Origin of the sequence: Salinicola sp. MIT1003 (assembly GCF_001858555.1) — a bacterium.
Lineage (GTDB): Bacteria > Pseudomonadota > Gammaproteobacteria > Pseudomonadales > Halomonadaceae > Salinicola > Salinicola salarius.
Genome location: NZ_MCAP01000058.1, coordinates 1 through 12,365, shown reverse-complemented (window position 1 = coordinate 12,365; position 12,365 = coordinate 1). Strand labels below are relative to the sequence as shown.

Here is a 12,365-nt window from a genome sequence, read left to right as displayed (position 1 = left end):
CCTGCCGAATGAAAAGGGCGTGTCGCAAAATGGCTCTGTTAGAATGCCCGCCCAACCAGCAAGGCAAGATCGGTGCGGACATGAAAACCTACGACGTCGTCATTATCGGCGCTGGCGCGGCCGGCTTGATGTGCGCGCTCACGGCGGGCTATCGCGGCCTTCGGGTGCGCGTCGTCGATCATGCCAATAAGGCCGGCAAGAAGATCCTGATGTCCGGTGGCGGACGCTGCAACTTCACCAACCTCGCGACCACGCCGGCGAATTTCTTCTCGGGCAATCCGCACTTTCCGATCTCGGCCTTGAAGCGCTACACGCCACACCATTTCGTCGAGCTGATCGAGCGGCATGGCATCGAGCATGTCGAGAAGGCGCCCGGGCAGCTGTTCTGTGCCCATTCGGCCAAGGATGTCGTCGCCATGCTGTTGACCGAATGCGAGTGGGCGGGCGTAGAGGTTTCTCTTTCCACTGCCGTGAACCACATCGAGCGTCTCGGCGACGGCATGCGGCTGGAGATCGATGGCGCCAGGGTAGAGGCGGGGGCCGTGGTCGTTGCCACTGGCGGTTTGTCGATCCCGACGCTGGGAGCCAGCGGTCTGGGCTACGATCTGGCTCGTCAGTTCGGGCTCGAGGTGACCGAGACGCGAGCGGCACTGGTACCGTTCACTGTGACGTCGCAGTGGAAGACATCGCTGGCGGCGCTAGCCGGCCTTTCCTGTCCGGTGGCGACCAGATGCGGAGATGCTCAGTACCAGGAGCCGCTGCTCTTTACCCATCGTGGCCTGTCGGGGCCGGCGATGCTTCAGGCGTCGAGCCACTGGCGGCCGGGTATGGCGGTCGAGATCGACTGGCTGCCATCGATTCCTGTCGAGGAGACCCTGCGCAAGCTGCGCCAGGAAGCGCCTCGCCGGCATCTGGGAACCTGGCTGGGAGAGGTGTTGCCCAAGCGGCTATCGCAGGCCTTGCTCCAGTGGCAGGGATGGAAGGATCGGCCGATGGCCGAGCTCTCCAATGGCGATATTCAGACGATTGCGCAGGGACTCGGGGCGTGGCAGTTCAAGCCGGCAGGCACGGAGGGATGGCGGACGGCGGAAGTCACCATGGGCGGCGTCGATACCGATGCGATTTCGTCGAAGACATTCGCGGTCAATGCGCTGCCTCAACTCTACTTCATTGGCGAGGTGCTGGACGTGACGGGCCAGTTGGGCGGCTTCAACTTCCAGTGGGCCTGGGCGTCCGGCGTCGCCTGTGGTCAGTCGCTCTAGGCTGAACGAAAAAGCGGCCACTAGGTCATAGTGGCCGCTTCTGAGGCTGAAGAGCGAGTATGGCGTCGCTTAGCGATTGCGCCCGCGAGACGCCCGGTAGAGTGCCTTGCCGCGGTTGTACATCAGCAGTCCGGTCAGGGCGCGACGGAACAGCCGACCTGTCGAACGTGGCTTGCGCGCGCTGCGCATGGCCACCAGACTGCCGATCGCCATTAGCGGCACCTTCCAGCTCACGATCTTTTCCCAGGCATGGTCGATCGGCGCCGTGGCGTCGCGCCATTCACGCATGGCGGACGTCATGTCGAGGCGTTGCTGGAGAATCTCGTCCTCGAGGTCGTCGATCTGCTGCTGCCGAGTCCGTTCAGTCATGGGAAGGCCCCAGTGCCTCTCGATCGCGCTCGAGGTGATGCAAGGTCGCGGCCATCAACTTACGTTGTTTGGCCACTCGCTTGGCCAAGAGAATCAGCGCGCCCGCGATGACGAACAGCACCGCCGAGCAGATCCCGATGGCCTGCAAGCGGTTATCCTCCCAGTACATCACCACGACCAGCAGAAGCAGCATGCCGATGGCGAAGGAGAGCATGATCAGGCCGGCGCCCGCTAGCAGCAGCAGGGTCAACATTCGGTCGCGTTCGGCTTCCCATTCGACAACGGCGAGACGCAGGCGCGTCTCGCCACTGGCGATGAGGTTGGCGATCAGCCGCCGAGCGGCGGTAATGACGTTTTCAGCCGGACCCGCCATCAACGACGCCCCAGCAGCAGCCCCAGAACGACACCAGCGGCGGCGCCGATGCCGATGCTCGTCCAGGGATTCTCGTGCACGTACTGATCTGTGGCGTCCATCTGGCCCTTGGCGCTGGCATAAAGCTTCTCGCCACGGGCTTCGAGACGTCCGCGCGTCTCCTGCAGGCGCTGCTGGGCGCGTTCACGCATTTCGGAGATGTTGCTGCGCGAGTCGTCCGCCGTGGCATGGATCAGCTCTTCGACGGTTTGCGACAGGTTGCGCAGATCTTCCTTGAGTTGCTCGGTAGAAGCTTCGCGTTCGCGTTCGCGCTCGGGGCCGTTGCCGCCGATGGATTGCATGGTCATGGTCGTCTTCCTTTGACAGTCAATTAACGTGGATCAGCATAGACAGGCTATCTGCAGGGATCAACGAGTGCCAGGGATGCCGGCCAAAAAGGTATTGATGCTGAAGCCGAGGCCGAAACGCTGCACGTCATGGTCGTAGTCGATCAAGCTTTCGCCGTAGCCCTGATAGTACTGCAGGAAGCCGCGAACCTTGCCGAACAGCGGAAAGGAGTAGTCGAGCTGACCGCCATAGTGGGCCTTGCCGGGGTTGCCGCGAACCATCAACGAAACTTCCTGGTCGCCGAAGGCGCGGACCACGGTCAGGTCACCATAGCCGATATAGTTTTCTAGATCGGGGTTGTCGTCATCCTCGTCGTTTTCAGGAATGCGCCAGTGAGGGGCGACACTGAACGCCCAGTTGCCACGCTGAAATATCGATTCGGCATAGATTCGATTCCAGCTGCGTGACAGCGGATCCGAACGACCATTGGACTGATGCGCGAAGCCGACCCGGTTGATGGTGTTGGTCCAGCCCAGCACTGTCCATCGGTTATCGAAGCTCACGAAACCCTCGGGTTCGTAATTGGTCTCGCGAAAGGGGGCCGATGCCTCGGAGTTGTAGGCTTGCCACCAGCTGCGCTGGGTATAGGCGAAATAGAGGTCGCCGTTGTCTCCGAACATGTCGTCGAGCAGCTTGATCTTGAAGCTCAACTGGAACTTGATTTCCGAATTGTCGACCTCGCCCTCGGAGGTGATCTGACGGAAATCGGCCTCGTCCGGGTTGGTGTTGTAAGTCCACGGCAGGAAGTAGTTGCGGCGATAGGTCGTGATCGCGAGCGGGTTCTCGGCGGTTTCCGCTTCGAGGTTACGGCGCACTTCCGCCTGCTCGTTCGCTTGTTGAACCGGGTCGCCATCGCTGTCCGGTGCCTGCGCAGTCGCCAACGGAGTGACCAGCACCCCCGCTAGTAGAAGACTGGTATGGCGCAGCGAACGAATGGGCGTCATAAGACTGTCCTGTCAAGATAATCCAGTGGATAGAAGCGCGATCAGGTCGATGACGATCAGGCTTCGTGTAGTCGAGTAGTGACGATTTCTAGCATGTCGCCGGCCTAAGTCAAACTCGGCAGGCACGCTTAACGGACGCCTCGGAATCCGCTCGTCCTGGCGTTAAACTCCGACTTCGATACGAATCGTACCGCGCGAGAGCGACGGTGACCGCATGAACGGAGTTGGCGAGGAGAGGGCATGTCGGATTATCCGGCCGGGAGCGAGTATGTCAGTCAACTAGAGCCTCTTGCTCGGAGATCGTTAAACCCCACGAGGGCCAACGCTCTGATAATGACCGCCCGAGCGCCTGCGCCTGCTGTCTCTGTCGTCAAAGCCGTTTCGGTCGTCAAAAAAGTGGCTCAGCGTATCACGTTCCTCGCGCTGGCATTGTGCATACTGATGACAAGCGCTGTCGCCCTGGCGCAACAGCAGGAAAGCCTGCCGACGCGCGACACGCTCGCTGCCGAACAGCAGAAGCTCGAGCAGATCGAGGCGCCTGATGAACAGCAGCAGGCGGCGCTGGAGGATCTGCGAGTCGCGGTGCAGACGCTGGATTTGCTGGAAGCACTGCGCAAGGAGCTGAAGACGCTCGAGAGCTCGGCGCAGCAGGCACCCCGGCGAATTCGCGAACTCGAGCGCCAGCTTTCCGCGCTGAGCGATAGCGAGGCCCCGGCAGCCGATACCCTCGATGGGCTCACGGTGGAAACATTGAGCCAGAGAACGTCCGATGCCCTGGATCGGCTCGAAACCTTGCAAGGCCAATTGGCGTCGGTCAACGCGCGGCTGATCAGCGCGGAGACGCGGCCGGAACGAGCGCAATCTGCCATCGCCAAGGCGATGGCAGATGCCGAACAGGCACGAACACAGCTTCAGACGACTGATGGTGACGAAACCCAGACCTTCGATCCGGCCCAGGCACGCTATCGACTGGAACTCGCGCTGGCCGAGCTGCAAGCCGAGTATCATCGCCGGGAACTGGCCAACAACACGCAGCTTCGCGAGCTCGATGCCCAGCGCCGCGACTTGCTCCAGCGCCAGGTTGCCATCGAAGAAGCCCGCCTGAATGCATTGCGGGCGGCGCTCGACCGGCAGCGGCGTGCCGAATCGGAGAAAGCCGTTGCCGATATCGGCGAGGAAGATCGGGCGGCGATCGCCGCGCACCCGGTGCTGCGTGATATCCAGGCGACCAATCGCGAGCTCAGCGACCAACTGCTCGAGGTCACCGACCGCACCAACGACCTGATCCGACGGGCCATCGATACTCGCTCGCAGCTCGATCGTGTGCGCCAGATCAAGCGCACGCTCAACGAACAGATCGACGCCATCCGCGGCAGCCCGCTGCTGTCGCGCATCCTCAACGAGCAGCGCCGAGCCCTTCCGGACGTCGACGAATTGGGCGGCATGCAGGAGGAGATCGCCGAAACGCGGCTGAGCCAGTTCGATCTGGTCGAGCAGCGCGATGCCCTTCGTCAACCGAGGGCGTTGGCCGAGAAGAGTCTGGCCGATACCGACATCGATGTGACGCCAGCGTTGATTGATTCGCTGGTGAAGCTGTTCCAGTCGCGAAGCGACATTCTCGAACAGCTCGATCGTGAATACGGCAATTTGTTGACGGTGGCGATCGATCTGCAGCTCAATCAGGAGCAACTGGCCGAGCTCACCACGTCGCTTCGTGGCGTCATCGAGGAGCAGCTGTTCTGGGTCGCCAGTTCGCGCCCGCTGACACTGAGCTGGTGGCAGGATGCGCCCGGTCTTCTCGCCATCCAGGTGGGCGGAGACGTCTGGCCAGAGGCGCTGGCGAGTTTCTGGCAGGTGCCGGATATCCATGCGCTGGCGGTCGTGCCGGTGCTGATCCTGGCCGCCGTGCTGCTGATGTCGAGGCGTCGAATCAAGGTCCGGCTGCTCAATCTTCATGAGCAGATCGGCCGTCTCAAGCGCGACACCCAGATGCATACCCCGCGCGCGATTCTCTACAACGCGTTGCTGGCCGCCCATGGCCCGATGCTGCTGGCCGTGATCGGCGGGCTGCTGAGACTGGGCAGCGATGCGTTCGCCGAGCGTGTGGGTGAGTCGCTATTGCAGCTCGCCCTGGCATGGGGCGTCATTGGCTGGACTCGTCGACTGCTGGTGTCGGACGGGGTGGCGACGCGCCATTTCCACTGGTCGGCCGGCTACGTGGCCCGGCTGCGCCGGCTGTTGTTCTGGCTGGGAATTTCGCTCATTCCCGTCATTCTCATCAGTGTCACCTCGCCCGGCAGCCAGGCCGAGCTATCCAGTCGGCCGCTGTTCCTGCTGTTGCTGCTGGCCGGCCTGCTGGCGATGAGCGTCATCCTGGTGCGGCTGATCCTCGCGCATGTGCCTTATTTCGGTCTCAAGCTGTTCCGATTGCTGCTGGGGCTGGCATTGGCGCTGGTGCCGCTGGTGCTGGCCGGGCTGGTCGCACTGGGCTACGAGTACGCGGCGCTGCGGCTGATCGGTCGGTTCATCAATTCGCTCTATCTCTTCGGATTGTGGATCCTGGTCGAGGCCACGGTGGTCCGCGGACTGGCGGTGGCACAGCGCCGCCTGGCCTATCGCCGGGCGGTGGCGCGTCGGCGGGCCCAGATCCAGGAAGGGGCCGAGGGCGGACTCGAGGTGGTCGAGGAACCACCGCTGGACATGGAGCAGGTCAACCAGCAGTCGCTGCGACTCTCCAAGCTGATCCTGTTCATCGGTTTTACCTTCGCCTTCTACCTGATCTGGTCGGATCTGCTCGAGGTCTTCTCCTATCTCGATCACGTCAGCGTGTGGGAAATCGAGCGGGGGCAGGGCGAGGCGATGACTTTGGATCCGATCACGGTGGCGGATGTCATCGTGGCGCTGGTCATGGTGGCGCTGACCATGATGCTGGCGCGCAACCTGCCCGGCCTGCTGGAGGTCATGGTCCTGTCGCGCCTGACGCTCAAACAGGGCAGTGCCTACGCGATCTCCTCGCTGCTCTCCTACACCATCATCGGCACCGGCGTGGTGGTCTCGCTCGGCACGCTCGGGGTCTCCTGGGACAAACTGCAATGGCTGGTGGCGGCGCTGGGCGTGGGGCTGGGCTTCGGCCTGCAGGAGATCTTCGCCAATTTCATCTCGGGCCTGATCATTCTGTTCGAGCGCCCGATGCGAATCGGCGACACCATCACGCTCGGCCAGCTCCACGGTTCGGTCAGCCGTATCCGCATCCGGGCGACCACGGTGACCGATTTCGACCGCAAGGAGATCATCATTCCCAACAAGACCTTCGTCACCGATCAACTGATCAACTGGTCGCTATCGGACAACGTGACTCGAGTGGTACTGACCTACGGTGTGGCCCACGGCTCGGATCTCGACGAGGTGCACCGGCTGATGCGGCAGGCCGCGGACGAGAACCGCCGGGTATTGCGGGATCCCGAGCCGCAGGTGTTCTGTCTCAGCTACGGGCCGACATCGTTCAACTTCGAGCTGCGGATCTTCGTCAACGATCTGCTGGATCGGCTCTACGCCAGTGACGAGATCAACCGCCGGCTGGATCAGTTGTTCAAGGAACATGGCATTCGCGTGGCTTTCAACCAGATGGACGTCTGGCTGCATGGCGACAACGGCCAGGTGGCGAAGGTCCAGAGCGCCAGCGGAAACGAGGCGGCGCTGGGTTCGGAGCCTGATTCGACCCCCCGGCCGCCAGCGGCACCCCGGAGTTCACGTCAGTCTCGCAGTGGTGACGATGGTCACCTGGGCGATGGAGAAGTCGGTGGCGCCGGACACGATGGCGGCGGCGATGGAGGAGGGGACGGCGGCCGTTGATCGCACCGCCTCGGAAATAGCGCGCCGTTCAACGGCGCAGTGCGTGGAGCAGAAACTCGCGGTTGCCGTCGCCACCCTGGATCGGGCTTTCCTGCCAATGGTCGATTGCCAGGCCGTGGGAATCGCAGGCCCGGCGCAGCGTTTCGGCGACCGCCGCGTAGAGGCTGGCATCGCGGACGATACCCCGCGAGTCGACCTTGCCGGGGCCGACCTCGAACTGCGGCTTGACCAGCGAGTAGAGCTCGCCACCCGGGCGCAGGACGCGGGCAACCTCCGGCAATATCAGCGTCTGCGAGATGAACGAGACGTCCATCACCACGGCGTCGATGCCGTCGGGCGCCAAGGCCTCCAACTGCGTCGTCGGCAACTGGCGGGCGTTGGTGCCTTCCAGGCAGATGACGCTGTCGTCGTCACGCAGGGAGGCATCGAGTTGATCGTGTCCCACCTCGATGCCGATGACCGTTGTCGCGCCGTAGCGTAACGCGCAGTCGGTGAAACCGCCGGTGGACTGGCCAATGTCGAGCACGGTGAGGCCGTCGAGGCGTCGCTCCAGCGTCTCCAGCAGCGCTTCCAGCTTGAGGCCGGCTCGCGAGACGTAGCGCTCTTCCGGCGCTTCGGCGATACGCAGTGCCGTCGTCTCCGGCAGTTTCTCGCCGGGCTTGGTCGCGACCTGCCATTTCCCCCCGGCGTTGATGCTGACGAAGCCTTGGCGAATCAGGCGTTGCGCCCGGGTGCGCGAACGCACGTGGGCGGTGACGAGTTGATCGAGTCGTTTCATGGCGTGCTCATTTCTGCGGTGCTCGGGGGAGCGGAGAGGGGTCGGCCAGTGGCCCGTCGGCGTGGGTCGAGTGGTTCTTGAAGGCCTGTTGCCATTGTTCCAGCAGCGTCTGACGCTTGAGCGTATCCAGCGTCGCCAGCAGTCCGGGGCCGATTTGCACGGGGCGGATCGCCTCTCCCAGTCGCTTGCGCAGGTCCGCAGCGGTGCCGAGTCCGTCGATCGCCGGGTGCACGGCGCCCAGCGTCGTCTGCGTGGCGAGAAGGCGCTGGGCTGGTGCGCTCAGGAGATAATCGATGAAGCGCTGCGCGGCGACGGGATGCGGCGCGTTGCGAGACATCATGACCAGACGTTGCAGCACCAGCGCGTAATCCTTGGGTACGACCATGGCCAGCTCGGGATGTTCGGCCACGTAATCCTGTACGTAGGAGCCGATCAGGTTGTAGCCGATCCAGTAGCGCCCCTCGCTGAGCCCCTCGAGCATCGCTGCCGTCGTGGTCTCCAGCTCGCTGTGCGCTTGCCCGAGTGCCTCGACCAGATCCCAGTAGCGGGCAGAAATCCTGGCATCCTCGATGGCGTAGGTATAGCCGGCGCCGCTGAAACGCGGATCGTAGGTGACTACGCGGTGACTCAGTTCAGCGGATCGCTGGCGCAGCAGGCTCAGGAGTTCGGCGTGGCTTTCCGGCGGGGGCATGCGGGTGGCGAGATCGCGCCGATAGACCATGACGATGGGTTCGAACGTAAAGCCGAACAGCTCCTGACGCCAGCGTGCCCAGCTCGGCCAGGCCTCAGCGGCGGGAGAGTCGACGGGGGTCGAGAGCCCTTCGTTGGCGAGCTGGTATTGCCAGGGCATGGCGGGCGACATGATCACGTCGGCGCGTGGCGCGTCACGTTCCTGAAGTACCCGCGCATGTAGCGCCAGTGTCTCCAGGTTGTGATAGGTGATCGCGATATCCGGGTTCCGTCGATGAAAGTCCGCGAGTAGCGGATACACTTGCGGCGGATCGACGACGCCATAAATGGTCAGTGGCTGGGACGACTCGGCATCAGCGGTGAAATGTAGTGTCCTTGCCTGCGCAGAGGCCGTCACCAGTAGCGTGAGCGCCAGCAAGACGCCGGCGAGATGCCGGATATGGTGTGGCGCCGTCGTCAGGCGTCGGATGAAAAGGTCAGGGCGATACATAGGCCGGGACGCTCGGGGTGGTCGGGATGGACGGCTTGCAGACTCAGGCGGATGTCGTGGGCGCGGGCAATGCTGTCGACGATGGCCAGCCCGAGGCCGCTACCGTCGCCGGTTTCCTGGCCGCGGTGGAAAGGGCGCAGCATCAGCAGGCGCTGGGACTCGGGAATGCCCGGGCCGTCATCGATGACCGCCAGCCGTGGCGGTGTATCGGTGACCTGCACGGTGACCTGGCTGGCGCCATAGAGCGAGGCGTTTTCGATCAGGTTGTTCAGTGCCTCTTCCAGTTGCCAGTCGTTGGTGGAGACCATCACCGCATGCTCCGGCGCTTCCACGCCGAGGTCGACCCCGCGGCGATGGTGGCGGGAAAACGCCTCCCGCACGCAGCGCCGGGCCAACGCGGTGAGATCGACGGCTTGCTTGGCCGGCGTCGCTTCAGGGTTGTTGAGCCGGGTCAGCGACAGCAGCTGGCCGGCCAGTCGCGCGGTCTTGGTGGCGGTGCCGTGCATGGTGGCAAGCGCCTCGCGCCAGGTTGCCGGATCCGATTGGCGCAGGGCCAACTCCGCGCGGGTCGAGAGACCGGCCAGCGGCGTTTTCAACTGATGGGAGGCGTCACCGATGAAGCGCTCCTGGTTGGCGCGAACGCGGCGCATGCGTGCCAGCAGTTCGTTCAGTGTCTGGCGCAGCTCGGCCAGTTCGCGGGGCAGCGGCAGTTCGAGCGGTGCGAGTGTTCGAGGATTGCGCTGGCGGATGGCACGGCGCAGGCGGGTCAGCGGTTCCAGCGCGAAGCGGGCCGAGAGCAGGACGACCACTACGGCCAGGCCGGCGATGATCACGATATTGACGAGGCTCGCCAGAAACAGCTGGTTGGCCAGCGCCCGCCGGCCTTCGCGTGTCTGCGCCACCCTGACCTCGAAGCGATCGCTTCGATCCCAGCCCTCGAGGCGAGCGCGCAGCACCCCGAGCCGCAGCGGCATGCCCCGGGACGTCACGTCTCCGTAGCTCATCTGGCTGCCGTTCTCGGCGGGCAGCGTAGGGAGCGATCGGTTACCGGTGACGAAGTGCCCGTGGGCGTCGTAGAGCGCATAGAACACTCGCTCCTCGGCATCGGTGGCAAGCATCTCCAGCGCCGAGGGGGGCAGGTCCATCCACAGCCGACTCTGCTGCCAGCGAACCTGCTCGGCAATGGAGAGCGATGCCGCGTCCAGCAGCCGGTCGAAGGCGCGATCGGCCGCCTCGCGGGAGGCCAGCCAGGCCTGCAGCAGCATGACGGCGACCAGCAGCGCCAGCGGGCAGAGCAGCCAGACCATCAGGCGTCGGTAAAGACTCAGATGTGACAGGCGCCAGCGTCGCAACGGCGTCACTCGACCTCCAGCAGATAGCCGATACCCCGTACCGTGCGCAGTCTGACATCGGCCGCCGCGAGCCGGCGACGCAGCCGATGTACATAGACTTCGATGGCATTGTCGCCGACCGCTTCGCCGGCAAAGGCCTCGTCGAGCAATCGTGCCTTGTCCACCGGCTCGCCAGCGTAGTGGATCAGGCACGCCAGCAAGCGGTGCTCCCGCGGTGGCAGCGACAAGGCGGTGTCGTTCAACGTGAAATGCTGGCGCTGGCGATCGAAGCTCAGCGAGCCGAGCATCAGCGGTTCGCTCGGATCATTCTGACGACGGCGCAGCAGCGCGCGAACCCGGGCTTCCAGCTCGTCGAGCGCAAAAGGTTTGGCGAGGTAGTCGTCGGCGCCGAGATCGAGTCCCTTGACCCGATCCTCGATCGCTGCCCTGGCAGTGAGGATCAGGACCGGCGTTTGTCGATCACGTGAGCGTAGCGCCTCCAGTACCTCGAGGCCGCTGCGATTCGGCAGGTTGAGATCGAGCAGGATCAGGTCGTAGTCATGCTCGAAGGAAAGGCGGTCCAGAGCTTCGCCGCCATCGGCAATCCGTTCGACGCGCTGATTCTCGACGGTCAATGTTTCGGTCAGGGTGCTGGCGAGCAGAGGATCGTCCTCTATCAGCAGCAACTTCAGGGGCATGGAAAACTCCTGCAGGTGAAAGAGACAGAATACCCCGGTGCGCGTCTATACGCGTCTATGCGCGTTTATCGGATACGCCGGCGCTCGAGGAATCCACTTTCCTTCACCGTTCTTCGTGCGATGAACCAGCGATGGCATCGTCCATCGCGCGTTGGCGGGCGATTGTAAACGAATTGAATATCGGGGCATTGAACTTTAGTCGGCTTTTGCGTTCGCGCCGTTGACCGTTACATGACTTCACCCTAATTTCCGCCCATGGAAACAAAGTTCTACCTTACGAAACTGTAAGGTTGGCGTCAGCGTTAGGGATAACTCCGCTCTATCAGCGAGGAGAATAATCATGTTTGCAAGCAAGACGATCCGTTGGGTGGCCGCTGCAGCGCTGGCCCTGACCGCCAGTGGCGCCATGGCCTTCGAGCCTGCTGGCAAGGTCGAATGTATCGCACCGTCAGATCCGGGTGGCGGCTGGGATTTCACCTGCCGCAGCGTGGGTAACGTGCTCGAGGAGCTGGAGCTCGTACCGGCCAGCGTTCAGACCATCAATATGGCAGGCGCCGGTGGCGGTGTCGCGTTCGCCCACACCGTCAGCAAGCGCAAGGGTGACGACCAGTTGCTGGTGGCGGCCTCGACGGCGACCACGACCCGTCTGGCACAAGGCCAGTTTCCGGGCATGAATGTCGACATGGTCAACTGGATCGGTGCCGTAGGAGCGGATTATGGCGTGATCGCGGTATCCAAGGATTCGCCGTATCACGACCTCAACGAGCTGATGGACGCGATGAAGGAAGATCCGCGTTCGGTCAAGTTCGCTGGGGGTAGCGCCAATGGCGGCTGGGATCATCTCAAGGTGCTGATCGCCGCCAAGGCCGCCGGTGTCGAGAATCTGCCACGCATTCCGTATCTCTCCTACAACAATGGCGGCGAAGCGATGACTCAAGTCATCGGCGGCCACGTCGATGCATTTACCGGCGACATCACCGAAACCCAGGGCTTCCTCGAGTCCGGCGATCTTCGTGTGCTGGCGGTGCTCTCCGACGAGCGTCTCCCGGGCGATCTGTCCAATATTCCTACCGCGAAAGAGCAGGGCATCGATGCGGTCGGCCCCAACTGGCGTGGTTTCTACATGCCGGCCGACATCGACGAAGACGCCAAGCAGTACTGGGTCGATGCCGTCGACAAGCTCTATGCCAG

Annotated in this window: 11 protein-coding genes; 3 read left to right on the top strand and 8 right to left on the bottom strand. The window is 63.3% G+C overall.

Features of this window, described 5'->3' with window-relative positions:
* Positions 1-29 precede the first annotated feature (29 nt).
* Positions 30-1,262, top strand: coding sequence for an NAD(P)/FAD-dependent oxidoreductase (locus tag BC443_RS15950; protein ID WP_247643310.1), 1,233 nt, complete (start codon positions 30-32; stop codon positions 1,260-1,262).
* Between the two features lie 69 nt (positions 1,263-1,331).
* On the opposite strand, the gene BC443_RS15945 is transcribed toward BC443_RS15950, so the two are convergent.
* From BC443_RS15945 to BC443_RS15930, 4 genes are all read right to left on the bottom strand, one after another.
* Positions 1,332-1,631 carry a YqjK-like family protein gene (locus BC443_RS15945; protein WP_071232829.1) on the bottom strand — a complete coding sequence of 100 codons (300 nt, stop codon included), beginning with the start codon at positions 1,629-1,631 and terminating at the stop codon, positions 1,332-1,334.
* Complete coding sequence (locus BC443_RS15940; RefSeq protein WP_071232828.1) at positions 1,624-2,004, bottom strand: phage holin family protein; 381 nt, start codon at positions 2,002-2,004, stop codon at positions 1,624-1,626. Before BC443_RS15940 ends, BC443_RS15945 begins: the two co-directional genes overlap by 8 nt.
* Positions 2,004-2,345, bottom strand: a complete 342-nt coding sequence (locus tag BC443_RS15935; protein ID WP_071232960.1) for a DUF883 family protein — start codon at positions 2,343-2,345, stop codon at positions 2,004-2,006. Before BC443_RS15935 ends, BC443_RS15940 begins: the two co-directional genes overlap by 1 nt.
* A 66-nt stretch (positions 2,346-2,411) precedes the next feature.
* Complete coding sequence (locus BC443_RS15930) at positions 2,412-3,335, bottom strand: phospholipase A (protein ID WP_083387469.1); 924 nt, start codon at positions 3,333-3,335, stop codon at positions 2,412-2,414.
* A gap of 240 nt (positions 3,336-3,575) precedes the next feature.
* Between BC443_RS15930 and mscK the strand changes: the two genes are divergently transcribed.
* On the top strand, positions 3,576-7,187 hold the full coding sequence (gene mscK / locus BC443_RS15925; protein WP_348769681.1) for a mechanosensitive channel MscK: 3,612 nt from the start codon (positions 3,576-3,578) through the stop codon (positions 7,185-7,187).
* Positions 7,188-7,215: 28 nt separating this feature from the next.
* Here the strand turns inward: mscK and BC443_RS15920 are convergent, their stop codons facing one another.
* Genes BC443_RS15920 through BC443_RS15905 form a run of 4 tightly spaced genes read right to left on the bottom strand, consistent with a single transcriptional unit; the run spans position 7,216 to position 11,174 of the window.
* Positions 7,216-7,965, bottom strand: a complete 750-nt coding sequence (locus BC443_RS15920) for a TlyA family RNA methyltransferase (protein ID WP_071232826.1) — start codon at positions 7,963-7,965, stop codon at positions 7,216-7,218.
* A 7-nt stretch (positions 7,966-7,972) separates the two neighbouring features.
* Positions 7,973-9,145 carry an ABC transporter substrate-binding protein gene (locus tag BC443_RS15915; protein ID WP_083387468.1) on the bottom strand — a complete coding sequence of 391 codons (1,173 nt, stop codon included), beginning with the start codon at positions 9,143-9,145 and terminating at the stop codon, positions 7,973-7,975.
* Positions 9,112-10,506, bottom strand: a complete 1,395-nt coding sequence (locus tag BC443_RS15910) for a sensor histidine kinase (RefSeq protein WP_247643308.1) — start codon at positions 10,504-10,506, stop codon at positions 9,112-9,114. The genes BC443_RS15915 and BC443_RS15910 overlap by 34 nt, the downstream gene beginning before the upstream one ends.
* On the bottom strand, positions 10,503-11,174 hold the full coding sequence (locus BC443_RS15905) for a response regulator transcription factor (protein ID WP_338095129.1): 672 nt from the start codon (positions 11,172-11,174) through the stop codon (positions 10,503-10,505). Before BC443_RS15905 ends, BC443_RS15910 begins: the two co-directional genes overlap by 4 nt.
* Before the next feature lie 340 nt (positions 11,175-11,514).
* On the opposite strand from BC443_RS15905, the gene BC443_RS15900 reads away from it, so the two are divergent.
* On the top strand, positions 11,515-12,365 hold an 851-nt coding region (locus BC443_RS15900), incomplete at its 3' end, for a tripartite tricarboxylate transporter substrate-binding protein (RefSeq protein ID WP_071232825.1).

Bases quoted from the DNA above. Each gene is read 5' to 3' on its own strand.
- BC443_RS15950 (WP_247643310.1), top strand. From the start codon at position 30: ATGGCTCTGTTAGAATGCCCGCCCAACCAGCAAGGCAAGATCGGTGCG.
- BC443_RS15945 (WP_071232829.1), bottom strand. From the start codon at position 1,631: ATGACTGAACGGACTCGGCAGCAGCAGATCGACGACCTCGAGGACGAG.
- BC443_RS15940 (WP_071232828.1), bottom strand. From the start codon at position 2,004: ATGGCGGGTCCGGCTGAAAACGTCATTACCGCCGCTCGGCGGCTGATC.
- BC443_RS15935 (WP_071232960.1), bottom strand. From the start codon at position 2,345: ATGCAATCCATCGGCGGCAACGGCCCCGAGCGCGAACGCGAACGCGAA.
- BC443_RS15930 (WP_083387469.1), bottom strand. From the start codon at position 3,335: ATGACGCCCATTCGTTCGCTGCGCCATACCAGTCTTCTACTAGCGGGG.
- mscK (WP_348769681.1), top strand. From the start codon at position 3,576: ATGTCGGATTATCCGGCCGGGAGCGAGTATGTCAGTCAACTAGAGCCT.
- BC443_RS15920 (WP_071232826.1), bottom strand. From the start codon at position 7,965: ATGAAACGACTCGATCAACTCGTCACCGCCCACGTGCGTTCGCGCACC.
- BC443_RS15915 (WP_083387468.1), bottom strand. From the start codon at position 9,145: ATGTATCGCCCTGACCTTTTCATCCGACGCCTGACGACGGCGCCACAC.
- BC443_RS15905 (WP_338095129.1), bottom strand. From the start codon at position 11,174: ATGCCCCTGAAGTTGCTGCTGATAGAGGACGATCCTCTGCTCGCCAGC.